The following is a 25,416-nucleotide window of genomic DNA, read 5'->3' as shown; positions in this document are numbered from 1 at the left end:
GAGGTTACACGAATGTATCCAGATTTAGAAGGAAAAACAGTTGTAATTACAGGCGCAGGTACAGGAATTGGCCAAGCGATGGCACGCCGATTTGGACAAGAAAAAGCCAATGTGGTGATCAATTACTTCTCCGATAAAGAAAATCCGGATGACACCATTGCAGAAATTCAAAAACATGGCGGACAGGCTGTGAAAATCAAGGGAGATGTATCAAAGGAAGAGGATATGCAGGCGATGATTAATAAAGCTGTTGATACATTCGGCAGTCTTGATGTGATGATCAATAACGCAGGCATTGAAAATGAAGTGCCTTCCACCGAAATGACACTGGATAATTGGAACAAAGTGATGTCTACCAATTTAACAGGTATGTTTCTAGGATGCCGTGATGCACTGAGGTATATGACAGATCATGGGATAGAAGGCTCGATCATTAATATGTCGTCGGTTCATCAGCAAATTCCTTGGCCTCATTTTGTGCATTATGCAGCTAGTAAAGGAGGCGCCAAGCTTTTGACAGAAACATTGGCGCTTGAATATGCCCCTAAAAAGATCCGTGTGAACAGCATTGCACCAGGCGCCATTGATACCCCGATTAATGCGGAGAAATTCGATGATCCAGCCTTGAAAAAAGGCGTGATTGAGCTGATTCCAATTGGCTATATTGGAAAGCCGGAAGAAGTGGCAGCATGCGCTGTCTGGCTGGCATCAAAAGAAGCAAGCTATGTTACGGGCCTAACGTTATATGTAGACGGCGGCATGACAAAGTATCCTGGGTTTCAGGCAGGAAAAGGATAATATAAAAAAAGAGCGTAAAATACGCTCTTTTTTATATTAAATACAGACAAATAAAATTAAATGTCTAGACATTTAAAAATAAAAATATATAATATTAATTGGAAGCGCTTTTATTACAACAATGGGGTGAGAGAAATGAAACGTATTTTATTAGCATGCAGTTCAGGAATGTCTACGAGTTTACTAGTGACAAAGATGAAAGCACATGCCGATTCAATTGGGGACGAAGCAGAAATTTGGGCAGTTGGGCAAGATCAAGCGAGAAAAGAAATGGCGAATGCGGATGTTGTGTTAATCGGACCGCAAATGAGCTTTTTAAAAGGAGACCTGCAAAAAGAAGCAAAAAAATACGGAATTGAGGTAGAAGTCATTGATATGCAGGCGTACGGGCTTGCTGATGGACAAAAAGCGTATGAACAGGCACTTACACTGATGGGGGAATCTTAAAGGATGGAAAAGAAAACACTCGAAGGGCTCACGGAGGAACAGGTCAGCTTTCAATTGATTTTACACAGTGGGAATGCACGCAGCAAATTGCTCGAGACTCTGAAACAATATCGAGAAGGTCTAGAAGAACAGGCTTTTGGTCTCATGAAAGAAGCGGAAGAAGATTTACGGCATGCACATGACATCCATTTTCAACTCGTACAGAAGGAGGCAGGAGGAGAAACAACATCCTTTTCCTTACTGCTCATGCACGCCGAAGATCACTTAATGTCGACCATTACCATCAAGGAGCTTGTGGGAGAGCTCCTGCCGATATTCCAATCGCTGAAACAATAAAGGGTGTAAACAAGGGGGGAAACCAATGTTTGATAAAATAAGTGCCATTTTGGTTCCGATTGCTGGGAGATTGAACAACAACCGCTATTTAGGCGTATTACGGGATGCCTTTATGCTTGCGTTCCCGCTCACCATCTTTGGTTCCATTATGGTTGTGCTGATGAATTTGCCATTTTTAGATAAAATCATGAGTAAAACCGTACTGGAAGGCGTCCAGTCTGCACTGAATATCGCACCGAGTGCGACCATCAGCATTATGAGTGTGTTTGTTGTATTTGGGATCGGCTACTATTTATCAAAAAGCTATGATGTAGAAGCTGTCTTTGGCGGCGTGATTGCTTTAGCCTCTTTCTTGCTTCTAACTCCGTTTTTACTAGAACAAGAAGGCGGTGCAACGATTGCAGGCGTCATCCCAGTCGATCGTTTAGGTGCAAAGGGGATGTTCCTAGGAATGATCACAGGCTTTTTATCTGCTGAAATTTATCGTTATTTTGTCCAGAAGAAATTTGTGATCAATATGCCGCAAGGGGTTCCGCCAGCTGTTTCCAAGTCTTTTGCTGCACTGATCCCGGCTACTTTGACACTTACAACCTTTTTATTAATTAATATCATCATTACACAAGGCTTCAAAACAAATATGCATGATCTGATTTATCATGCAATTCAGGCGCCGCTTGTCGGTCTTGGAAGCGGTATCATTCCGACGTTGATCGCTGTTTTCTTTATACAAATTCTTTGGTTCTTTGGGCTCCACGGCCAAATTATTATCAACTCTGTCATGGATCCGATTTGGAATACATTATCCATTCAAAACCTAGAGAGCTATACAAAAACAGGTGAGGTTCCTAATATCATCAGCAAGCAGTTTATTGAAATCTATACGGTTGGAATGGGTGGAACCGGTATGACGCTTGCTGTTGTATTTACCATTTTAATTTTCCTGAAAAGTAAGCAATTAAAACAAGTAGCCAAGCTCGGCTTAGGACCAGGATTATTTAACGTCAATGAACCGATTATCTTCGGTTTACCAATTGTTATGAATCCGCTTATTCTGATTCCGTGGATTTTGGCGCCAATGGTCATTACATGTATTACTTATTTTGCGATGGCATCAGGCATTGTACCGCCGCCTACAGGCGTGAATATCCCGTGGACAGTACCGATCTTTATTAGCGGAATGATGGCGACTAATTCACTAGCTGGCGGTCTGCTTCAGTTATTTAACCTGATGATTGTGTTTGTCATTTGGTTCCCGTTCCTGAAATTTATTGACCGGATGAATGTGAAAAATGAAAAAATAACGACAACAGAAAATACGAAGACAGCAAACATCAAAGGTGAAGGAGACTCAATACATGTCGATGGAAACTAACAAGCAATCATATACATTCCCAGAAGGTTTCTGGTGGGGATCTTCTGCTTCGGCGACGCAAACAGAAGGGAGTGTCCCCGGAGATGGAAAGGGACCGAACATTTGGGATCATTGGTTTGAACAAGAGCCTACTCGTTTTTTTGATGGCGTAGGGCCGAACGTGACATCTCAATTTTATCGAAAATATAATGAAGATATCCGTCTAATGAAAGAAATTGGCCACAATTCATTTCGGTTGTCGATTTCATGGTCACGTCTTTTACCTGAAGGAACAGGTGCCGTCAATGAAGAAGCTGTGTCCTTTTATAATGATGTAATCAACGAACTGATTGCACATGATATCGAGCCATTTGTGAACCTATACCATTTCGATATGCCAATGGCGCTGCAGGAGAAAGGCGGCTGGGTGAACAGACAGGTGGTCGACGATTATGTCAGCTATGCGACATTATGCTTCCAATTATTTGGTGACCGGGTGAAAAAATGGTTTACCCATAACGAACCGATTGTCCCTGTAGAAGGCGGATATATGTATAGCTTTCATTATCCAAACGAAGTCGATTTCCAAAAGGCTGTGCAGGTCGGTTTTCATGAACTGTTATCAAATGCGAAGGCGATTGCGGCTTATAAAGAGATGCAGCAAGACGGTAAGATTGGCATCATCTTAAACCTGACCCCTTCGTATCCGCGAAGTCAGAATCCGCGCGATGTAGAAGCAGCAGAGATGGCCGATGCTTTCTTTAACCGCTCCTTCTTAGATCCTGCGGTGAAAGGACATTTCCCGGAAAAACTAGTAGAAGTCTTAAAGAAAGAAGGCTTTATGCCAAGTATGGAAGAAGGGGACCTTGAGCTGATTCAAGAGAATACGATTGATCTTCTTGGCATCAACTATTATCAACCAAGAAGAGTGAAAGCGAAAGAGTATATGCCGCATCCTCAAGCACCATTTATGCCGAACCATTACTTTGATTCTTTTGAGATGCCGGGAAGAAAAATGAATGTGTATCGAGGCTGGGAAATCTATGAAAAGGGCATTTACGATATATTGAAAAAAGTCCAGACAGACTATAATAATATCGAATGCTTTATTTCTGAAAATGGAATGGGTGTCGAAGGAGAAGAGCGGTTTAAGGATGAAGAAGGAATGATTCATGACGATTACCGCATTGACTTTATATCTGAGCATCTCAAATGGGTGCATCAAGCCATTCAAGAAGGAAGCAATGTGAAAGGTTATCATCTGTGGACATTTATGGACAACTGGTCCTGGTCGAATGCATATAAAAATCGTTATGGATTTGTCTCAGTTGATCTTCAAAAAGACGGGAAACGAACGATTAAGAAGAGTGGATACTGGTTTCAATCAGTTTCAAAGAATAACGGTTTTTAATCAAAATACTTGCTCTTTCCTTGAAAAGGGCAAGTATTTTTCTTATGTGACGGTAAGTGGATGAAACAAAAATGGCTGGCACCTTTTAAGCTCACATCCCTTAGTGTAGAATGAGAGGAAGGCTACAAAAACGCCATATTCCTTCTAGAAATAAGGCGCTATGAAAAAACAAGTCAGTTGGTGGTGTGAGATGAAGAAGTACGAACTCATTTCAGAAGAAATCAGAAAACGAATAGGAACAGCATATTATCCAGAAGATCAACCCATTCCAGATGAAAACTCGCTTGCCGCTGAATTTCAATGCAGCAGAATGACGATGAAGCGTGCGCTTGATCTTCTCGTTGCAGAAGGTCTGCTCTTTAGAAAAAGAGGCCACGGTACATTTATTGTAAAGGCAGCGCTCAATCAAGGGGCCATCAATGTCTCAGGCCATGAAAATAAAGGGTTCACAAAAGTCATGGCGGATAAAAACGTCACGACTCAAATCATTCACTTTGATGTCCATTTTCCAAGCGAAGAGGTGGCAGCCCATCTATCTATTGACTCAACCACACCTGTTTATGATATCATCCGGCTCCGTCTAGTGGATGAAGAGCCTTATGTATTAGAAAAAACGTTTATGCCTGTCAATCTCATTAAGGGCATAGATGAAGAGGTTCTACTTGGTTCTATCTATAGCTACATTTCAAATGATCTTCATTTAAAAGTAGCAGGAGCGCACAAGAAAATCAGAGCGGCTAAATCAGATCAGCTGGATCAGCAGTATTTGGGCTGTGACCCAACGGATCCCGTGCTTGAAGTCGAGCAGGTTGCTTATTTAAACACCGGGCGGCCGTTTGAATACTCATTTAGTCATCACCGCTATGATAAATTTGACTTTTCAACGGTTGAAATCACGAAAACAGGACGTTAAAAAAAGAGCAGAACCCCCGAGGGAGACTGCTCTTTTTTATATGGTTTTATATATTCCACCAATGATATCCATCTTTTTCTAGAAGCTCATCCGCTTCTTTCGGTCCCATAGAACCAGCAGGATAGTTTGGTTTTAATGTTTTGTTTTCTGCCCATTTCTCAGAAATCGGATCAACAAAGTTCCAAGAAAGTGCTACTTCATCCCAGTGAGCAAAGTTTGTTGCATCGCCTAGTAAGCAGTCATGAATCAGTTTTTCATATGCTTCTGGTGTATTCATGATGTCGTTATAGTTTGTTTGGTAGTCGAGTTTAATCGGTTTCGCATACGTGCCGCCATCCAGCTTGCGAGCATTCAGGTGAAGGGTGATGCCTTCATCTGGCTGAATATGAATGACAAGTAGGTTTGGATGCATGGCATTTCCGTTACCATAGTACAGGTTCATTGGAATGTCTTTAAATTGAACCACGATTTGAGTAGATTTCTTTTCTAACCGTTTTCCTGTCCGAATGTAAAATGGCACCCCGGCCCATCTAAAGTTATCAATGAGCAGTTTCCCTGCCACAAATGTTTCTGTGTTTGAGTTCGGGTCAACATTTTGCTCTTCCAAATAAGAAGGAACCTCGCTGCCATCAATCGTACCCGTATCATACTGTCCGCGGACAAAGAATTGATCGACCTCATCTTTAGAGAAAGGACGAAGAGCGCGCAATACTTTCCGTTTTTCGCTGCGGATTTCCTCTGTATTCAGTTTAATTGGCGGCTCCATTGCTAAAAGGGCAACCATTTGAAGCATATGGTTTTGGACCATATCTCTTAGTGCACCAGAATTTTCGTAATATCGAGCCCGGTCTTCAACCCCTAATGATTCACTGGATGTAATTTGAATGTTTGAGATATAACGGTTTGTCCAAAGTGGTTCAAAGATGGCATTCGCAAAACGGATAACCTCAATGTTTTGAACCATTTGTTTACCAAGATAGTGGTCAATACGATAAATTTGATCTTCTGTGAATGCATCACGAATTTCTTCATTTAATGTTTTCGCACTTGGCAGATCATGCCCAAATGGCTTTTCAATGACAAGTCGTGACCAGCCGGTTGTTTCTGATACGCCCTCACTCTTTAGGAACTTCGCAATCGTTCCGAAGAATTCCGGTGCCATAGCTAAATAGAACATGCGGTTATTTGGAATACTGTACGTATCTTCAAGGCCTGTTAGAAGCGTGTTAAGTGATTGATAGGAAGCAGGGCTTGATACGTCAAAATCGTGATAATAGAAATGTGAAATGAATTCCTCTGTTTTCGCTTCTGCATCATCAGAAGAAACAGATTCTTTTACCACAGCTCTGAGGTCCTCATGAGACCACGGACGGCGTCCAACTCCGACAACAGCGAATTGATCACCGAGCTTTCCGCTATGATAAAGTCTATGTATAGAAGGGTAGAGCTTGCGTTTGGCAAGGTCTCCTGTTGCGCCAAAAATGACAATGACTGCTTTAGGGTTATTAGTTTCTGTATTCACGAGAAGTACCTCACTTTATTCGTAGCATTGTTGTAAAAACCGAGAATGTATGTACATTTTCTTTATTTTAAAGGTTCATTGTTCGTAAAGCAAACATTTGATTCGACTTTTTCTGCTCTCGTTTCACTTTTTTCAAAAATTCCGCTGAATTCACATTTACCTTGTCTTCATGTATTCTATATGAATGAAGATATTGTATACCGGCTTTAGGAGGAAAAGTAATGGAACTGCTCTTTTTAGGAACAGGTGCAGGCATTCCTGCAAAAACAAGAAACGTCACTTGCACAGCGCTAAAGCTTTTAGAAGAAAGAAATGCAGTGTGGCTTTTTGATTGCGGAGAAGCAACGCAGCACCAAATCTTACATACAACGATTAAACCGAGAAAAATCGAGAAAATATTTATCACACATATGCACGGAGATCATGTATATGGCCTTCCGGGACTTCTTGGCAGCAGGTCCTTTCAAGGCGGGGAGGATGAATTGACGATCTATGGACCAAAGGGCATCAAGGCCTTTGTAAACGCAGCACTTTCAGCCTCGCAAACGCATTTGACATATCCGCTGCATATCATAGAAATAGATGAAGGGATCGTATTTGAAGATGATACCTTTCAAGTAGAAGCAAGAAGAGTCTCTCACGGGATTCCAGCTTACGGCTACCGGGTTGTGGAAAGAGATATGCCTGGTGCATTAAAAGCCGAAGACCTAAAAGAAATCGGTGTAAAACCTGGACCTTTGTATCAGAAGTTGAAAAATGGGGAAACCGTGACACTCGAAGATGGAAGAACCATCGATGGAACCGATTATTTGGAACCCCCTAAAAAAGGGAGAATCGTTGCATTTTCAGGAGATACCCGTTTGTGCGAGAATATAACAAGGCTTGCCAAAAATGCGGATGTGTTAGTCCATGAAGCAACATTCGGTAAAGAAGATGCAGATTTAGCCTACAATTATTATCACAGCACAACAGAACAAGCAGCGAAAACAGCACAGGAAGCAGGCGCAAAAAGGCTTATTTTGACCCATATAAGTGCACGTTACCAAGGAGAAGAGGCACTGAAACAACTGTTGAAAGAAGCCCGCGATATATTTCCGCTGACAGAAGCTGCACATGATTTCTCTTCTTTCCCCATTGAACGCACCCTGTAAAAATTGGATGAATCGTCAAAAAAAGTTGTGTGATTTTTTTGATATTTATGATGACGCTCTTTTTCAGGTAGTGGTAAAATGGTGAAGAAAAAACAAATGACGAATCAAACTATGAAGAATACGGGAGGCACAATCAAAGATGAGCGGTTTTACAGCATTAAGTGAAGCAGAATTGAATGACCTATATGTGGCACTACAAAATGAGTATGAAACTTACAAAAGTAAAAACTTGCACTTAGACATGTCTAGAGGGAAGCCTTCACCAAAACAGCTCGATTTGTCTATGGGCATGCTCGATGTTGTGACATCAAAGGATGCAATGACAGCTGAAGATGGCACAGATGTGCGAAACTATGGCGGCTTGACAGGCCTTCCTGAAACGAAGAAATTTTTTGCAGAAGTTCTGAATTTAAAGCCAGAACAAATCATCATCGGCGGTAACTCAAGTCTGAATATGATGCATGATACCATTGCACGTGCGATGACTCACGGCGTATGTGACAGCAAAACACCTTGGGGAGAATTGCCAAAGGTAAAATTCCTTGCACCAAGCCCAGGGTATGACCGTCATTTTGCCATTTGTGAGCTATTTAACATAGAGATGATCACGGTCGATATGAAGGCTGATGGACCTGATATGGATCAGGTAGAAAAATTGGTCGCAGAAGATGAAGCGATTAAAGGCATTTGGTGTGTACCGAAATATAGCAATCCAGACGGCATTACGTATTCAGATGAAGTCGTTGACCGCCTAGCTTCAATGAAAACAAAAGCAGACGACTTCCGAATTTTTTGGGATGATGCATATGCAGTCCACCATCTAACGGATACACCTGATACGTTAAAAGATATTTTTCAAGCAGTCGAAGAGGCAGGATACCCGAACCGTGTGTTTATGTTTGCGTCTACGTCTAAAATTACATTCCCAGGCTCAGGTGTTGCTCTGATGGCGTCTAGCCCGGACAATGTGAGCTTTACTCAAAAGCAATTATCGATTCAAACGATCGGACCGGACAAAATCAATCAACTAAGACATCTTCGTTTCTTCCAAAATCCAGAAGGTTTGAAGGAACATATGAAAAAGCATGCAGCGATCATTAAGCCGAAATTTGACCTCGTTCTTTCTATTCTTGATGAGAAACTTGGCGGGAAAGACATCGCTGAATGGCACAAGCCAAATGGCGGATATTTTATTAGTTTAAATACACTTGATCATTGTGCAAAAGCTGTTGTGCAAAAAGCTAAAGAAGCAGGTGTCACAATGACAGGTGCAGGTGCAACATATCCATATGGAAAAGATCCGCTTGATCGTAACATTCGCATTGCACCAACATTCCCGGCTCTTGAAGAACTAGAGCAAGCGATTGACATCTTTACATTATGTGTTCAGCTTGTCAGCATTGAAAAGCTGCTTTCTGAAAAAAGTCAATCTGCTCCAATGGCATAAATTAAAGAAACTCCTTGACTCATAACAGGTCAAGGAGTTTTTCGTTTTAATTGGCAGTTTGATAATAGGAGACAGGTTGTTTGGCTGCGCACCATACATCATAGATGGCAAGCTGTACAATATGCGGTTCATCTTGATGAATATAGTGCGAGCTGTTCTGCGCCTGAATCCATCCGCTTTGGGATGACAAAGACAGCATGCGTTTATGAAGTCTGAGCCAAGCTTCATGCGCTGGATGAAACAATCGGCTCTTACCTGATGAAATGACAAGAAGCGGCATCATCCCATAATGGTTTTGCTCCTCTTTGATTGTGCTTAACATTTGCTGAAAGTCCTCATGCGTACATTCTGCTGTAAATTGCGTCATATATGAAGTGCGTTCTTCCTTTGATAAAAGCGGCAAGATCACCTGCTCTTGTTCCTCGCTTGCTGGGTCTAGCAGCACCATGCCAATGACATCATCTCCTCTTCGGCTTGCCCATAGCCGGCTGACAAGAGAGCCGAATGAGTGAGCGACGATGAGAAATGGCGGCTGAATATTGGCTTCTTTCAGTAGCGCATCTAAATCATCAGCGAGGTCATGCAAGGTTCTTCCTTCACAGCTCTCACTGCTCTTTCCATTTCCTAAACGGTCGTATAAGAAAACCCCAAGCTCTGGGTCAATATCACGGGCCATATTCGACCACGTATCACTAGAAATGCCGTAGCCGGCTTCAAAGATAATCGTGGCTTGCCTTTTGCCTTGACGATGTTTTGTATAAAAATGGTGTCCATCTATATGATACATTTTTTCAATCATTGCCGAATTCATTCTTCCATCTCCTCTAAGTGGTTCTTTAGCTAAAAGACGGCACAAAAGGCAGATATGTTTCTCTTAAAAACAAAAAAGATGCCTATTTCGAAAAATAGACACCCTTTTTCCTAAGAGCTTTTACCAAGCGCGATCATATTGACGCGGGCTTTCAATGGATGTACGGAGCTCTTGAGCAGCTGTTTTTGGAAAGTATGGATCGCGTAAAAATTCTCTGCCAATAAAGATCAAATCTGCACGCTGATTTCGTAAAATCTCCTCTGCCTGTACACCAGATGTGATCAGACCGACAGCTGCTGTTTGAATGCCGGCACCTTCTTTTATTTTCTCAGCGAATGTTACTTGATAGCCGGGGAATGTGTTGATTTTCGCCTGTACGACAGCACCTGAGCTGACATCGATTAAGTCGACACCTTGCTCTTTGAGCCAAGTGGCAATGCCAATATAATCTGCAATATCAAGTCCTTTTGTTGTGTAATCAGAAGCCGACACACGGACAAATAAAGGTCCGTCCCATACGGCGTTGACTGCGTCTACGACTTCTCTTAAGAAACGATAGCGGTTTTCTGGTGAACCGCCATAGTCGTCTGTTCGGTGGTTCGCCAGCGGTGAAAGAAATTCATTGATCAAATAGCCATGTGCACCATGAATTTCAATGATGTCAAAGCCCGCTTTTTTTGCCCGTACAGCTGCATCCTGAAACGCCTGAACGGTATCTTTGATTTGATCAACAGACATCTCGACAGGGGTTTTAGATGTTTCATCAAATGGAATGCTTGATGGTGCAAGGATGTCCCCATCAAGTTCAGCTTTACGTCCTGCATGGGCTAGCTGGATGGCTGTCTTCGTTCCGTATGCTTTGATTTGTTCGTTTAATGAAGCAAATCCTTCAATGTGCTCATCGCTCCAAATACCGAGGTCTTGATCACTAATTCTTCCCTCAGGAGATACAGCACTTGCTTCCACCATGATGAGGCCAGCCTGACCTTGTGCACGGGAAATATAATGTGTGAAGTGGAAAGGCTGTAATTTCCCATCACAGTCATAGGATGAATACATACACATCGGGGACATCACGATGCGGTTTTTCAGTGTAACACCTTTTAATGTCCAAGGTGAAAAGAGTTTTGTTTCCAAATACCTTCGCCTCCTCATGGAATTGTATAGCCGATTATAACAGCCATTCAAACTTTCGTCATAAAAGGTGCTCAAAGAATATAGCTTTTATACACGTTTTTGTATAATGGAGAGATAGAGACATCAAAGGGGGAGAACGGATGAAATGGCAAACAGAGAGTGAACTAAAGGAGCTCCTGACAGCTCTTATGCAATATGAAAGCATATCAGGTACAACAGGAGAAGTCGCGTTAGCGGAATACTTATATTATTTGCTAAGGGAACGGCCTTATTTTGAGCAGAACCCTGATCATTTGGCTTTGCATCCGATGAAAGATGGCCGGTATTATTTAACGGCACTTGTGAAGCGCAGTACGCTGCGGTGTACCGTGCTGCTTCTTAGTCACTTTGATGTAGTTGATACAGAAGATTACGGCGAATTCCAAAACATGGCATGCAAGCCTGAAGAGTTAATGGCATCCTTTTCGCAAAAAAGTGCGCTTCTTCCAAAGAGGGCAAAAGAGGACCTTGCTTCAGGCGACTGGCTGTTTGGGAGAGGGGCCATGGATATGAAAGCAGGTCTCACCGTGCAGCTTTCTATGCTGGAAAGAGCGATGACAGAAACATTTGATGGAAATGTCCTGCTCGTCACAGTCCCTGATGAAGAAGTGAATTCACAAGGAATGCTTGAGGCTGTCCCGAAACTAAAGGAGCTTAAAGAAAAGCATGACCTTGACTATACCGCGTGTTTAAACAGTGAGCCCATGTTTGAAAAGTATCCAGGGGATGAACATCATTATATGTATACAGGCAGTATAGGAAAGGTATTAGCTGGATTTTTCTGTAAAGGGATTGAAACGCATGTAGGAGAGCCATTCTCAGGCTTAAATGCGAATTTTATGGTATCTGAACTAAACCGGCTGTTAGAGCTCAATAGTGATTATTGTGAGGAAGTAGATGGTGAAGTAACACCTCCCCCTACGAACTTAATGCAAAAAGACTTAAAAGAAGCCTATTCCGTTCAAACACCTCACACAGCCGTATCTTTATTTAATGTGCTCATGATGAAACGTTCAAGTGAAGAACTGCATTGCCTTCTCTATGATACTGCGAAACAAGCCGCAGACCAAATCGAGGCCAATCTTCAGCAAAAAACAGCTGACTTTCAGCGCTTCAAACACTTTACACCCATCGATGCGAGGGTTACGGTTCTCACGTATCACGAGCTGTATCAAAAAGCCGCAGAACGCTCTGGTGAACAGGAAGTCGAGCGCATTGTCAACTATGCATTCGCCAACCGAGGTGAGCTTGGAGATCGTGATTTTTCAACGAAAATTGTCTCGGAGCTGACGACGCTTTGTAAGGAAGAAGGACCGCTGATTGTTCTATTTTATAGTCCGCCATTTTACCCTTCTGTGTCCTCAACAGAAGATCCGCATATTCAGACGACATTAAAGAAGATTCAAGAAGAGGCAAAAGAGGCGTACGGACTTGAAGTGGAGGAAGTGAAATATTTCCCGGGATTGTCTGATTTAAGTTACTTACAGCTCGAAAAGCAGGAGGTAGGTCATTACACGACCAATATGCCACTTTACCAAAAAGGCTATTCTTTACCACAAGGAGAAAAGGAAGCCCTTTACGTTCCAGTCATCAACGTGGGTCCATTAGGAAAGGACCCGCACAAATGGACAGAGCGGCTGCACGTCCCGTTCTCTTTTGGCATTTTGCCAGAATTACTAGAATCAACGATTCATGCTTTATTAGAGAAAAAGTAAGTAGATGTGATGAAGAGCCCTATCTTGATGATAGGGCTTTTGGTTGTGAATGTTCAGTCTATATTTTCATGGTTATACCAAAAGTTTCATACGTAAATTGTATTTAAAACAATAGTCCTTACAAAAAATAGTGAAAATGATTGAAATATTCAGAAAAGTCTATTATAATCAATTATGTAATTAAGTTACAATTATTCTAATTAAAAGGAGGTGATAAAAATGAAGCGTAACGAGTGGATTGCAATCTAATGAATAGAATCAATACTTACTGAAAAGAGTTTTTCGCAGAGAAGTGCTTTATTTAGCTTCTCTGTGAATTTGTATGTAGGATAAAAATAGACGAGAGTTGGGTGAGATAATTGTCAAATATGAAAAGTTATTATGATGAGCATCCGTCTTTGTGGAATTTTCTTTATCCGTTTTTTGGCCAAGCGAGCCAAGAAGGAGCACAATCTCGTGTGACAGAATTCATTCAGAAAGAGCGAACATTTCAAAAAGGGAAAAACGCTTTATATTTACATATCCCTTTCTGCGATACGATTTGTTCGTTTTGTCCTTTTATTAAATCTACGAAATATGAGCCCATTATCGGAAAATATATAGATGCTTTAATCAATGAGATGCGTATCTTATCCCAATCTCCTAATATCCAAAAAATGACGTTTGATGTGGTGTTCGTTGGTGGAGGGACTCCTTCCATAATGCCCCCAGAGCTAATCTATCGACTTTCGACCGCTATAAAAGAAAATTTCTCATTATCTGCTGATTATGAATGGACATTTGAATGTGAAGCAAAAACAGCTACGCCAGAAAGAGTGGCTGCTATGGCTGAAGGTGGAGCCAACAGAGGGAGCTTTGGTGTCCAAACATTAAATGAACACTATCGGAAAATGTTCAACTTAACGGCTAGTTTTGATCAAATCTCTCAGACTGTGGACTTAATGAGACGTCATTTCCAATCTTATAATATTGATTTGCTTTATCAGCTGCCTGGACAAACGAAAGAAGAGATGATTGAGGACATAAATGGAGTGATGGCATTAGGAAGCACAAGTATTGATACGTATCCACTAGAATATATTGCTTGTTCAAAGGGATGGTTATCAAAAATTAACAAAGGCAAGGTGCCAATGCCGCCAAATCCTAAAGAAAAATTTGAGTTTAGTGATACATTATATCGTCATTTAAAAACGAATGGCTGGCATCAAAATTATGTGTATACGTTTATGGCTCCAGAGCATCAGAATAAACGTTTTCAATATGGCGAAGTGATTTACGGAGGATATGAAGATCAATATATTGGTTTGGGAACAGGAGCGATCTCCTATATGCAAGGCATGATATGGTCAAATGAAGGAAATACGCAAAAGTATATCGAAAGCCTAACGAATCAAGAATTACCTATTGTTAAATCTAGAGAATATCATGCTTTTGATAGAAGACTCGTCTTCTTCCCTAAAACAATGAAAATAGAAAAAACGCATCTGAATCGAATGCCAAAACGTGAAGAAATCTATCGTAAACTACACCTGCTCATAATGAAAGGAGTAGTTGAAGAAGCGGAGCAATATTTTTTAATCAAAGAAGAAGCGAAGCCATGGTATCCGGCGATCTTAGTTGATCTTATACCAGAAAAAGAGAGAGAAAATTATGATCAAGCCGTGGAGTTTATGCAAAAAGAGTTAGGTTGGTACGAGTCGACTGAGGTGCTCCTCTAATGGTTTCAAAGAAAGAAACGACATCGCTATTCAAAGATCAAAATTTTGTCTGTTTCTTTATTGGGCAAAACTTATCAGCTTTTGGAGATTGGTTTAGAACGATAGCGACGATTGGTTTAATTTATGAACTTACTGGGAAAGCGACTCATCTAAGCATTCTATTTATTTGTTCCATGCTCCCTCTCATTTTAACATCTATGCTTTTGAGCCCAATTATAGATAAGTTTTCTTACAAAAAAGTTGTGATATTCGCAGATGTGGCACGTTTTATCATTGGACTGGGGTTTGTTTTAGTTGTCACAATGAATGTTACACCGTTTATCCTTTATTTATTATTGGCGTTAAATGGTGCTTTCTCTGGTATTTATCTGCCAGCTCGTTCATCTATGATACCTGAAATCATTGCTAAGGAGCAGCTTTCTAAGGGGAATAGTATACTGGCCACATCTTTTAGCGCATCGATGCTCATCGCGACAGGATTAGGCGGGTTGGTGACAGAAATTTGGTCAATTTCTACAATTTATTTAGTAGATGCGCTGACATTTTTATTATCAGCTATGCTGTTAATTCCTATTAAAGCGAAAGAAGCATCTGAAAAAAAAGAGTATGTGTCATATGTTCAAAGTTTTAAAGAAGGGATTAAAGAAATCAAAGGATCACCCAAAATTCAAAGCGCCATATGGATATTGATGTCAAGAGAGTTTGCTTTAAGCATCGTTTATGTTTTATTTAGTCTGTATATTTTAGAAGTGGCCAGAGAAGGGAATTTTGGCTTGGGCCTTGGTCATACAATTAGTGGACTAGGGCAAATTATCGGTGGACTTACACTTGCAGCGTACTTCAAAAAAGCGAAATTCTCCTTTCAATTTTATAAAAGGTGGTCCACGTTAGCGGTTATATTGCTTGCGATATTACATGCATTGTCGTATCAACAAACGACTTTTATTGGATTTTTGATTGTTGTTTTATTAGCCAATCTTTTATATAGTCCAGTCGAAGTTTTGTATTCTACTAATATTATGACCTATGCAAGCAGTCATTTAAGAGCCCGTGTTTTTTCAGTAGGTCTTGCATTATCACGCATATTTTATATTAGTGGGTTTATCCTCATGGCATTTATCGGAGATTTGATTCCTATACATGTCATCGCTATAGGGATGGCCGGGCTTGTGATAGTAGCAGGTTTAATGAACAGCTTCCTGCTACTAAAAGGAAAGCATCAAGATAAATCAAAAGTAGAAATGCATTCACTGTAAAGGGGACGTTGATTGCGTAATGGAAACTGGGAAATTAACAAAAACAGACATCATCACATCGCTTCAGGAAAGTATGCGTGAACTTGAGAAGCTAGTGGAGGCTTGTAATGATAACACACTGGATCAATCTTTGGGGGAGGGGAAGTGGTCAATCAAGCAGCTCGCCGGGCATTTGTATGACACAGAAGAAGTCTGGTCAGAGCGGATAGAGCAGGCGATATCAGATGATCAAACGTCCTTTCAATCGTATGATCCTGAAATGTATGTGAAAGAAAGAGCGTATGAATGGTATAACGCAGAGGAGATCAAAGCATTGATCAAACGGATGAAAGAGAGAAGATACAACACGCTTCGGCTATTAGAAAAAGATATATGGGAACAATCAGGCCTGCATCCGGAAGAAGGACTGATGACCGTTCAAATATTAGCTGAAACCATCGCTTTACATGAACAACATCATCTGGATCAAATCAAAGCCATCATGTCAATGAGTGAATCATCTACATGAGGAGGTGCTAATAGTGAAGCATCAAGAATTGTTAGTTGATGTGAATTTTTATCAGGCACGTGATTCTTTATTACAACAAGCCATTTCTAGTAAAGAACAGAAAGAACCGAAGTGTGAATCACGAAATTCACACCCAGTGGCCAGCGAAAAAAAATAGAGGGGTATATGTGAAAAAGCACCTGCATCAAAACAGGTGCTTTTCAAATTCATTTATACGTGCTTGCTGAAAACATTTCGTTTAATTCTGCTGCGCGTTTAGTGGCTGTTTTGACACAATCGACAACAGCTTCTTCAAATTGATAGGCAGCCAGTGTGTTCAGGCCGGCTTCTGTTGTTCCGCCTTCACTTGTGATTTCTTTGCGCAGTTCGGCAGGTTCTTTTCCGCTGTCTTGAAGCATATTGGCGGCGCCTGCAATCATTTGGCAAATGAGTAATTTCGCAGTTGCTTGGTCCATTCCAAGTTCCGAAGCACCTCGCTCCATTCCTTCAATCAAATGATAAATGAAGGCAGGGCCGCTGCCTGCGATGGCTGTTACCGCATTTAGCTGCGATTCATCTAATACGGTGACATGCCCGATTGTTTCAAACAGCTCGACGGCCTTTTTCTTTTGCTCCTCAGTCACTTCTTGACTTACGGCAATACCTGTTGCTGACTGCTGAATCGCCGCTGATGTATTTGGCATCGCACGAACGACTGCACTCTTTCCTCCAGCATAGTGTTGAATCGTTTCAATGGAAATACCCGCTAAAATAGAAATGATCAGCTGGCCATGTAAATGAGGCTGAACTTCAGAAATTCCGCTTTCTGCATCCTTCGGTTTTAAGGCAAAAACGAGAATATCTGCTTCTTCATAAATAAAGGAGCGAGCGAAATCCGTTTTAACTCCATAACGTACCTGTAATTCCTCTAATCGTTTTTCATTCGTTTTGTTTGTGACAATGATATCTTCATTCGACATCATTCCGCTTTTTAATAAACCTTTGATCATAGACTCTGCCATCGAGCCTGCACCGATAAATCCAATTTTACTCATAAGCTGCTCCTCCTTGTAGAAAATAAAAAAACCTCTCGCCTGAAAAGGACGAAAGGTTTTTCGCGGTACCACCCTCAATTAGCATGCAAACATGCATACTCAGCTCTAGTCCCTTAACGCGGGAAACGTTTAGGTTTGCCTAACAGCTCAAAGGGCAGGTTCAGCAAATAAGAGGATGGTGAAGTCTTACAGCCGGCGGACCTCACTCTCTTGCATCATTATTTTGCTTACTAATCCTTGTCATCGCGCATCATATATTTGTTGTTCATTATGCAACGATGGACAAGTTTATGTCAATAGGGGCAGTTAAAAAAATTGCCCATCTAAACCGCATGACAGTCTGCCTTTTGCAAGATACAATGAAGTAAGAAGACTGAGTCCCACAATCATGAGTCAAAAAGCAGGAGATGACATATAAAAGTGAAAGAAGACATCATTCAATTATCCATCCCGACGCCGTTTGCCGTTGGGGATGTGCATGCATATGTATTAAAAGGAGAGGCCGTAACCTTAGTAGATTGCGGGCCGATGACAGAAGAGGCAGAGTATGCCTTTGTCACGCAACTAAAGGAACATCGTTTATCGATAGACGATATTGATCAAGTGGTGCTGACCCATCATCATGCAGATCATGTCGGTCTATTGAATTTGATGAAACCTCATGTCCGTGTGATCGGGCACCAGCTAAATGAGCCGTATATTAGTCAGGATCCAGTGTTTAAGCAGCGTCAAGTGGACTTTATGACTCTTTTTTTTCAGCAGTTAGGTGTGCCGCTTCGACAAAATGAGTGTGAAAAAATGGTGAAGCAATCTTATACATATTCTTGTACTTCACATGTAGATGAGGTCATAAAAGAAGGTGATCGTTTAAGTGGGCATGAACACTTCTTTGTGATGGAAACACCCGGACACGCACAGTCTCACCTTTCCTTTCTAGACGAAAGAACGGGGAATTTTATTGGCGGCGACCTGCTTTTGACGACCATTTCCTCAAATCCGTTAATGGAAGCACCGGATGAAGGCGAGGAACGTCAAAAATCACTGCTTCAATATAAAGCATCACTCAATCGGTTATTGCGTCTGCCAATCAAGACGATTTATCCGGGACACGGTCAGCTCATCACGGCTCACCATGAATTGATCGAAGAAAGATTTAAGAAACAAGAAAAACGGGCAAACACAATGTATCAGCTGCTCAAACAAAAAGAAATGACAGCCTTTCATCTTTGCCGTAAGCTATTTCCAGTGCTATATGAAGAGGCCTTATTTTTAACGATGTCAGAGACAGTCGGTCAGCTTGATGTGCTCTTAGCGGCTGGGCAAATTGAAGAAGTTGAAAAAGACGGAATCGTCTATTACAGGGCAAACTAAGGAGTGAAACGTATGGGGCGATTGACAGGAAAAAGAATTTGGATTACAGGCGCATCTGGGGGCATTGGTGAAAAAATGGCGTACTTGGCAGCAGAAGAAGGCGCAGAGATCATTATTTCAGCAAGACGAACAGAAAAGCTTACAGATGTGAAAGAAAAAATTGTGAGCGCTGGCGGGGTGTGTCACATCGCTCAGCTTGATGTCAGTCAGCTCGAGGACATTGATCGCGCGTATGAAGAAGTGGGGCCGGTCGATATTTTGGTCAACAATGCCGGCTTTGGTGTATTCGATCTCGTCGAAGATGCGTCCATCGAAGAAATGGTGTCGATGTTTGAGGTGAATGTGTTTGGCTTAATCGCCTGCACGAAAAAGGTCATCCCTGAGATGAAGCAAAGAGGGCAGGGACATATTATCAATATCGCATCCCAGGCAGGAAAGGTTGCGACGCCCAAATCAGCCATTTATTCTGCATCAAAGCATGCTGTTCTTGGATTTTCAAACAGCCTCAGAATGGAGCTGGCAGACTCAGGTATTCACGTAACAACGGTCAATCCAGGACCGATTGCAACAGATTTCTTTACCATCGCTGACCGCAGCGGTGAATATGTGAAGAACGTTGATTTTATGATGCTCAGTGCGGACAAGGTGGCAGGCAAAGTCGTATCTGCCATGATGACGAAAAAGAGAGAGATTAATCTGCCCGGGTGGATGAACGCTGGCAGCAAATTGTATCAGTTATTCCCATTTTTATTTGAAAAAGCAGCACGCAAAGCGTTGATGAAAAAGTAACAAAAAAGAAACCGGTTTTGAACTGGTTTCTTTTTTTGATAAGGCTTCATTGCAGAAGTCTTTCTATATCCGTCTTGCCGCTTGCTGAAGCGGGTCCCATACACTGTTAAAGGGCGGTGCATAGCTAATATCTAAATCTTCAAGGTCTGTTATGGTCAGCTCTTGGTAAAGGGCAGCCGCCACGATATCGATCCGTTTATCTACACCGTTTCTGCCGATGATTTGGGCACCAAGCAAGGTATGGTCATCGCTTCTGTAGATCAGTTTCACTTTCATTTTCTGCGCTTCTGGGTAATACTTCGCGTGATCTGTACTATCAATCGTGATCACGGAGAAAGGAATGTCCGCTGCTTTTGCTTCTTTTTCTGATAAGCCTGTTCTTCCCGCTGTCACTTCCATAAATTTCATGATGGCTGTTCCAGTCACGCCTTGAAACGCCCGGTTTGTTCCTGTCATATGAAAGCCTGCGATTCTCCCTTGTTTATTCGCAGTTGTGCCAAGCGGAATATAATCCAGTGATTTTTTGATGCGGTGATAGGTCGCCGCGCAATCACCAGCAGCATAAATGTCTTTTATATTGGTTTGCATGTATTGATTTACTGCAATAGCGCCATTTTGAAGACGCTTGATTCCGGTATGATGTAAAAAGGAGGTTTGCGGAGTAACGCCGATGGCTATGATGACCATATCTGTTTGAATGGTTTGTTTGTCTGTGATAACAGCTGTGACATGTGACTTGCCTTCTAATTGCTGCACTGTTTCTCCAAGCGACACGTGAATACCCTTGGCGTCAGCCTCTTCTTTAAGGTATTTTGCCATATCGGAGTCAAAGCCCGGGCCGAGTGCTGCTCCCCGCTGAATGATATGTACGTTTTTTTCGAGCGCTTTTAAATTTTCAGCCATTTCAAGGCCGATATATCCACCGCCAATGATGGTGACATGTGTGATGTCCTTTTTTAAATGGTTCAAAATGGACAGCGCATGCGGGATGGTTTTTAATACGTGTACGCCTTCTAATGGCTGAGTGTCTAAATCCAGTGTGACAGGGCTTGCTCCTGTTGCAATTAAAAGACGGTCATAGCTTTCTGTAAAAGGTTCTTTTGTTTTTGTATGATGACCCGACACTGTTTTTTGCTCTGGGTCAATGGAGGTCACTTCGTGTAAGCATCTGGCGTCAATTCCATATTTCTCACGAAAGGTTTCAGCACTGCGTGCGATCAGCTTACTGTGATGATCAATGAGACCGCCGATCAAGTAGGGAAGTCCGCACTGTCCATATGAGAAAATCTCTCCTTTCTCAAAAGCAACAATGTGTGCATCTGGATCCTCTCTATATATTTGCATAGCGCAGCTCATTCCAGCTGCATCTCCGCCAATCATCACATATTTCATTTGGTGTGCTCCCTTCTATCTATCGTACTGAATACTCTTATTTACCCTCATATTCCTTTTTTTAATGCTTTTTTTTGCAAAAGAAGCAAACTTTAGTTGAAAAATAAAGACAGCGCCTTCATTTTAAGCTACAATCGGATTATCGTCTTTTTGGGTTACGAGTTTAGTGAAGATTGGTGGGAAAGACTTTGAGTGACACGCGACTAGATTTTAATACGCTATACACGCGCCATACGAGAGAGGCCTGGGCCGCTCTTGGAGAATATATGCCGGTATCAGTTTCAGAAGAGGAAGCGAGAGCGCTGCAAGGGTTAAATGACTATTTATCGCTTGAAGAAGTTCGAGATATTTACATACCGCTTATTCGTTTTCTAACATTACATGTCTTTGCAGAAAAACAAAAAAATCAGCATGTGAATGCCTTTTTAAACTACCCGCATCATGCCAAAATTCCCTTTTTAATTGGAATTGCTGGAAGTGTAGCTGTCGGGAAAAGCACAACGGCTCGTATCATTGAAACGCTTTTATCAAGGCTTGGAGATGGGCTGAAGGTGAGTCTTGTGACAACAGATGGCTTTTTATATCCTCAAAAAGAATTAAAGGATCGAGGGCTGATGGAAAAGAAGGGCTTCCCGGAAAGCTATGATGTCAAAGCCCTGCTGTCTTTTTTAAATGAATTAAAATCAGGTAAACAAACTGTGCATGCCCCGGTATATTCTCATCTGACCTATGATCGGCTAGAAGGGGTGTATGAAACGGTAGAGGATGCGGATATTGTCATTATTGAAGGAATCAATGTACTTCAATCACCAGCGCTGGATGATCTGAAGGATGAACCGCGTGTGTTTGTATCAGATTTCTTTGATTTTTCGATTTATGTAGACGCCGCTGAAACGCAAATTCAATCATGGTATAAAGAACGATTTCGTTTGCTAAGGGAAACAGCCTTCCAAGACCCTGAATCCTTCTTTCATCAATATAAAGATTTGACGGATGAAGAGGCAGATCAAATGGCAAGCACCATTTGGAATACTGTGAACCGCCCTAATTTATATCAAAATATTTTACCGACAAAATATCGAGCTGATCTCATTTTGAAAAAAGGTGATCAGCACAAGGTGGAAGAGATCGCCATCCGCCGGGTATAAAGAAAAAACCGCTCAAACGAGAGAGCGGTTTTTTTAATGATCTCCACTTACTTTAATAGCTACGTCTGCCGCCGATCGCTTTTTTAAACGGTAATATCCTATGAGTAAGAATGGAACGCCTGCGATGGTGATCATTGACAAGACCGTAAAAATGGAGAGGGGATGGGCTGCGCCAAAATAGTCAATGCACAGTCCGCCGACAAATGGTCCGATGACGCTGCCGAGCTGAGAAAATCCCATCGCCCCAAAGTACGACCCCTTCACTTCAGGCTTTGCAATATTGTCTACAAAAAGATCCATCATCGCAAACAGCAGAACCTCCCCAATCGTAAACACGACAATGATGAAAGCAAGCATGCCGAGACTCTGTGAAAAAGCAATGGCAAACAAACTGCCGGCAAGAAGAATATTCCCAGTGGTCAGCGACAAAATGGTGGAGTAACGCTTCGCAATCATGATGAGGGGGTATTGTACGACAATGACAACGACTGCATTTAGAGATAAAAGATATCCAAACAGTTTAGGACCATCCTCAATCATAGGTGACGCGGATAAGTATTGAGGCAGTGTTGAGCTTAAATGCGAATACCCGAACGAACATAAGGTAACGCCGATAAGGATGATGCTAAAGACCGTATCTTTTTGGATAATGGAAAGGGCTTTTTTGACGCTGATTTGTTTCATGCTTTCTGGAGCAGCAACTGGATGTTTCTGAAATTGCCAGGCCAGTGTTAAACCGTATAACAAATAAATGAAGGCAGCGACAAGAAATGGAAACGTTGTTTTCGATGACCCGAGATATAAGCCAAGCAGCGGGCCGAAGATCACACCAATATTAATGGCCGTATACCGTAAATTAAAAACAAACAACCGAATACTTGATGGGGTGACATCAGATAAGAGTGCCTTAGACGTCGGTTCAAACAGTGCCCGGCACAGTCCATTTAAAGCGTTCATGAGAAAGAAGACCCATATGGCATCTGCAAACGCAAAGCCAACAAAGACAAGTGTCCAGCCGAAGATGGATAGAAGCATGACCTTTTTCCTGCCGATTCGGTCAGAAACATAGCCGCCGTAAAAACTCGCCACGATCCCAATAAGGGAGCTGACGGCAATGATTAACCCAGCTGAAGAAGCTGAAGCCCCTTTGACTTGTGTCAAATAAACGGCCAAAAAAGGAATGCTCATGGACGTCGCCATTCGGCCGAATATGGTGCCGATGATGATCGTCCAACTAAGTGGATGTAAAGTACGTAAGTTATTTTTCATGCTGTTTCTCCCCTGAGTGTTAAGATGTTCCAATCATACATGAAAAATTGTGCAAATTAAATACACAATTTGATGGAGGAGACATCCGCCATATGACAGAGGAGCTCCGAATAGCTCGCAAATTTGGAGAGCATGTTTTTTCTGCTGATGCTTCTATGTCTTTTAAATCTGCTGATTCGTACGATCACTTAAAGACCATTTAATCAAGATCAATCGCGACAATTTGCTGTAAGGACAGGTGGAGAACATCTTCATCATTGACGATTTTTATGCGCTGCGTTTCATAATGAATGGCTTTCACCCAGCCCCAAAACTGCTGTTTCATACCTGCTGCAGCATATGTCACGCAAATCGCTTGGTCTTCTGTAATCGACTGTGTGATCAAAAAATTCATTTCCTCTAGCTGATCAGTGCTCAGCGGAGGAGGCGTGTATTCTTTTTTCTTTCGTTTTTGAGCAAGCAGCTGTTCACGGTGCTCTGGGAGCATCATTCGGCTTGATTCCCACATGATGTTGTATCCAGGTGTTAATTTATTGGGATTCATGGATGTTCGCCTCCGTTATTTGTAATGTCCACCAATTTTTTCGGCGCGGTGATACGCCTGCCCTGCACTTGTTAGTGACGAAGCGTGCAAGAGTGCAGCAGGTCCATACTTCATATGGATGGCATCAAATACTTTGCTGAGTCTGTCTTTTTTTAAATGGTGATCAAATAAACTCAGCTGATATTGGCTGTCAGGCTGCAGCTGTGAGAGAGTAATACCTACACTGCGAATGGGCTGGCCGTCCCAGTGCTGCTGGCATAGCTGAATGGCTGCGTCTGCAATATCTGTCCCGTACTGTGTGGGTGAATGGAGCTTGATTTGTCTATGAAATCCAGTCGGATGAGAAAAATCAGCGCCTCTTACGCCAACAGACACCGTTTGCCCAACATAATGCTTAAAGCGCGCCCGTCTTGCCACTTCTTCACTCAATTCAAGAATGGCGACTTTAATGTCCTCAAAGGACGCATAATCATGGGGAAGGGTCATATGATGACCAACCGCTTTTTGCTGATCATGTGTGTGAAGAGTGACCGGGGAAGGGTCGTGTCCTAAAGCTGTTCGCTGTAGAAGCTCCCCATTGATTCCCCAGCGCTTTTTTAGCCGGTCTAACGGATAAGTAGCAAGCGTCCCAATGGTACTGATGCCCATTCGTTTTAAATGTTGCTCCATTCGTTTGCCGACGCCAAATAGTTTTCCGACCGGAAGCGGCCATAAATCAGCCGCAACTCGGTCTGCACGAAGCTCATAGATGCCAGATGTGTTTTTTTTAGCAAAATGGTCACAGGCCATTTTAGCAAGTACTTTATTAGGACCAATGCCAACACGTGCGTAAATGCCCGTTTGGTTCATAATGGTCGTTTGTATATTTTGGGCGATCTCGCGGGGTGAACCGAGTAGTGTCACACTCCCCGTAATATCAAGAAACTGTTCATCAATTGAATAGGGTTCGACAAGATCTGTGTATTGTTCAAGTAGTTCTGTCATCATGACAGAAACATCAAGATAACGCTGCATACGTGGACGTACAACGACGGCTTCAGGGCATTTTTCCTGTGCTTCCCATAATCTTGATGCATTTTGTACGCCCCGTTTTTTAGCGAGCGGGCAGGCCGCAAGTACGACCCCGCTCCGCCGCTTGGGATCTCCTGAAACGATGAGCGGTACATCCTTCAAATGGGGAGCCTCCACTTTTTCGACCGACGCATAAAACGACTGCATATCCACAAGCAGAATGGCTCGTTCATTCATCATTTTCACCTCTTAGAACATATGTTCTGTATATATTTTAACCGCCAGAAGGTGAAATTGA

At 42.1% G+C, this 25,416-nt stretch carries 24 protein-coding genes and 1 other annotated feature; of the genes, 16 read left to right on the top strand and 8 right to left on the bottom strand.

All coding sequences use genetic code 11. The features are described 5' to 3' along the window. The first annotated feature begins 12 nt into the window (after positions 1-12). From ACP69X_RS11715 to ACP69X_RS11690, 6 genes are all read left to right on the top strand, one after another. Positions 13-798: an SDR family oxidoreductase gene (locus ACP69X_RS11715; RefSeq protein ID WP_426052694.1), complete on the top strand. Its 786-nt coding sequence runs from the start codon at positions 13-15 to the stop codon at positions 796-798. A gap of 135 nt (positions 799-933) precedes the next feature. Continuing rightward, positions 934-1,245 carry a PTS sugar transporter subunit IIB gene (locus ACP69X_RS11710; protein ID WP_041086064.1) on the top strand — a complete coding sequence of 104 codons (312 nt, stop codon included), beginning with the start codon at positions 934-936 and terminating at the stop codon, positions 1,243-1,245. A gap of 3 nt (positions 1,246-1,248) precedes the next feature. Further along, positions 1,249-1,581 carry a PTS lactose/cellobiose transporter subunit IIA gene (locus ACP69X_RS11705; RefSeq protein ID WP_426052693.1) on the top strand — a complete coding sequence of 111 codons (333 nt, stop codon included), beginning with the start codon at positions 1,249-1,251 and terminating at the stop codon, positions 1,579-1,581. A gap of 25 nt (positions 1,582-1,606) precedes the next feature. Next, a complete protein-coding gene (celB, locus tag ACP69X_RS11700; RefSeq protein WP_041086060.1) occupies positions 1,607-2,953 on the top strand; it encodes a PTS cellobiose transporter subunit IIC in 1,347 nt (448 codons plus the stop codon). Continuing rightward, positions 2,937-4,343, top strand: a complete 1,407-nt coding sequence (locus tag ACP69X_RS11695; RefSeq protein ID WP_426052692.1) for a glycoside hydrolase family 1 protein — start codon at positions 2,937-2,939, stop codon at positions 4,341-4,343. The genes celB and ACP69X_RS11695 overlap by 17 nt, the downstream gene beginning before the upstream one ends. A 190-nt stretch (positions 4,344-4,533) precedes the next feature. Next, positions 4,534-5,256, top strand: a complete 723-nt coding sequence (locus tag ACP69X_RS11690; protein WP_075611607.1) for a GntR family transcriptional regulator — start codon at positions 4,534-4,536, stop codon at positions 5,254-5,256. Positions 5,257-5,302: 46 nt separating this feature from the next. On the opposite strand, the gene zwf is transcribed toward ACP69X_RS11690, so the two are convergent. Next, positions 5,303-6,778, bottom strand: a complete 1,476-nt coding sequence (zwf, locus tag ACP69X_RS11685) for a glucose-6-phosphate dehydrogenase (RefSeq protein ID WP_269103299.1) — start codon at positions 6,776-6,778, stop codon at positions 5,303-5,305. 221 nt (positions 6,779-6,999) lie between these two features. Here zwf and rnz point away from each other — a divergent pair, with 221 nt between their 5' ends. Continuing rightward, positions 7,000-7,929 carry a ribonuclease Z gene (gene rnz / locus ACP69X_RS11680; protein ID WP_075611605.1) on the top strand — a complete coding sequence of 310 codons (930 nt, stop codon included), beginning with the start codon at positions 7,000-7,002 and terminating at the stop codon, positions 7,927-7,929. A 139-nt stretch (positions 7,930-8,068) separates the two neighbouring features. Further along, positions 8,069-9,376: an aminotransferase class I/II-fold pyridoxal phosphate-dependent enzyme gene (locus tag ACP69X_RS11675; RefSeq protein WP_075611604.1), complete on the top strand. Its 1,308-nt coding sequence runs from the start codon at positions 8,069-8,071 to the stop codon at positions 9,374-9,376. Positions 9,377-9,422: 46 nt separating this feature from the next. Here ACP69X_RS11675 and ACP69X_RS11670 read toward each other — a convergent pair whose 3' ends face one another. Beyond that, complete coding sequence (locus ACP69X_RS11670) at positions 9,423-10,187, bottom strand: alpha/beta fold hydrolase (RefSeq protein ID WP_041086052.1); 765 nt, start codon at positions 10,185-10,187, stop codon at positions 9,423-9,425. Positions 10,188-10,307: 120 nt separating this feature from the next. Further along, positions 10,308-11,324, bottom strand: a complete 1,017-nt coding sequence (namA, locus tag ACP69X_RS11665) for an NADPH dehydrogenase NamA (RefSeq protein WP_426052691.1) — start codon at positions 11,322-11,324, stop codon at positions 10,308-10,310. Between the two features lie 140 nt (positions 11,325-11,464). Here namA and ACP69X_RS11660 point away from each other — a divergent pair, with 140 nt between their 5' ends. The 5 genes from ACP69X_RS11660 (at position 11,465) to ACP69X_RS11640 (ending at position 16,717) form a co-directional block, all read left to right on the top strand. Beyond that, positions 11,465-13,078, top strand: coding sequence for a M20/M25/M40 family metallo-hydrolase (locus ACP69X_RS11660; RefSeq protein ID WP_073979643.1), 1,614 nt, complete (start codon positions 11,465-11,467; stop codon positions 13,076-13,078). 368 nt (positions 13,079-13,446) lie between these two features. Then, complete coding sequence (locus ACP69X_RS11655) at positions 13,447-14,796, top strand: coproporphyrinogen-III oxidase family protein (protein ID WP_073979724.1); 1,350 nt, start codon at positions 13,447-13,449, stop codon at positions 14,794-14,796. Continuing rightward, entirely contained in the window at positions 14,796-16,052 is a 1,257-nt protein-coding gene (locus ACP69X_RS11650) for an MFS transporter (RefSeq protein WP_073979644.1), read from the top strand. The genes ACP69X_RS11655 and ACP69X_RS11650 overlap by 1 nt, the downstream gene beginning before the upstream one ends. Before the next feature lie 19 nt (positions 16,053-16,071). After that, positions 16,072-16,560, top strand: coding sequence for a DinB family protein (locus ACP69X_RS11645; protein WP_305960286.1), 489 nt, complete (start codon positions 16,072-16,074; stop codon positions 16,558-16,560). Positions 16,561-16,573: 13 nt separating this feature from the next. Further along, positions 16,574-16,717, top strand: coding sequence for a hypothetical protein (locus tag ACP69X_RS11640; protein WP_155761598.1), 144 nt, complete (start codon positions 16,574-16,576; stop codon positions 16,715-16,717). A gap of 49 nt (positions 16,718-16,766) precedes the next feature. Here the strand turns inward: ACP69X_RS11640 and proC are convergent, their stop codons facing one another. Beyond that, positions 16,767-17,594: a pyrroline-5-carboxylate reductase gene (gene proC, locus ACP69X_RS11635; protein ID WP_041086046.1), complete on the bottom strand. Its 828-nt coding sequence runs from the start codon at positions 17,592-17,594 to the stop codon at positions 16,767-16,769. A 41-nt stretch (positions 17,595-17,635) separates the two neighbouring features. After that, positions 17,636-17,847: a binding site (T-box leader), on the bottom strand. 167 nt (positions 17,848-18,014) lie between these two features. Between proC and ACP69X_RS11630 the strand changes: the two genes are divergently transcribed. Beyond that, a complete protein-coding gene (locus ACP69X_RS11630; RefSeq protein ID WP_426052690.1) occupies positions 18,015-18,965 on the top strand; it encodes an MBL fold metallo-hydrolase in 951 nt (316 codons plus the stop codon). Between the two features lie 12 nt (positions 18,966-18,977). Then, on the top strand, positions 18,978-19,754 hold the full coding sequence (locus tag ACP69X_RS11625) for an SDR family NAD(P)-dependent oxidoreductase (protein ID WP_039179737.1): 777 nt from the start codon (positions 18,978-18,980) through the stop codon (positions 19,752-19,754). 63 nt (positions 19,755-19,817) lie between these two features. On the opposite strand, the gene ACP69X_RS11620 is transcribed toward ACP69X_RS11625, so the two are convergent. Further along, complete coding sequence (locus ACP69X_RS11620) at positions 19,818-21,146, bottom strand: CoA-disulfide reductase (RefSeq protein ID WP_426052689.1); 1,329 nt, start codon at positions 21,144-21,146, stop codon at positions 19,818-19,820. Between the two features lie 188 nt (positions 21,147-21,334). On the opposite strand from ACP69X_RS11620, the gene coaA reads away from it, so the two are divergent. Then, the gene (gene coaA / locus ACP69X_RS11615) at positions 21,335-22,294 is read left to right on the top strand and encodes a type I pantothenate kinase (protein WP_024428044.1); all 960 of its coding nucleotides are present in this window, start codon (positions 21,335-21,337) and stop codon (positions 22,292-22,294) included. Positions 22,295-22,327: 33 nt separating this feature from the next. On the opposite strand, the gene ACP69X_RS11610 is transcribed toward coaA, so the two are convergent. The 3 genes from ACP69X_RS11610 to ACP69X_RS11600 all read right to left on the bottom strand — a co-directional run bounded on the left by ACP69X_RS11610 (position 22,328) and on the right by ACP69X_RS11600 (position 25,355). Beyond that, positions 22,328-23,563, bottom strand: a complete 1,236-nt coding sequence (locus ACP69X_RS11610; RefSeq protein ID WP_426052688.1) for an MDR family MFS transporter — start codon at positions 23,561-23,563, stop codon at positions 22,328-22,330. Positions 23,564-23,762: 199 nt separating this feature from the next. Continuing rightward, on the bottom strand, positions 23,763-24,107 hold the full coding sequence (locus ACP69X_RS11605) for a YolD-like family protein (protein ID WP_041086037.1): 345 nt from the start codon (positions 24,105-24,107) through the stop codon (positions 23,763-23,765). Between the two features lie 15 nt (positions 24,108-24,122). After that, a complete protein-coding gene (locus tag ACP69X_RS11600; protein ID WP_041086034.1) occupies positions 24,123-25,355 on the bottom strand; it encodes a DNA polymerase IV in 1,233 nt (410 codons plus the stop codon). Between the last annotated feature and the right edge of the window lie 61 nt (positions 25,356-25,416).

Source organism: Bacillus sp. DC4300-2b2, from assembly GCF_049895685.1.
In the GTDB taxonomy this organism is placed as follows: Bacteria; Bacillota; Bacilli; order Bacillales; family Bacillaceae; genus Bacillus; species Bacillus safensis.
The sequence above is the reverse complement of the archived record's forward strand: the minus strand, read 5'-3'. Positions and strand labels throughout refer to the sequence as shown.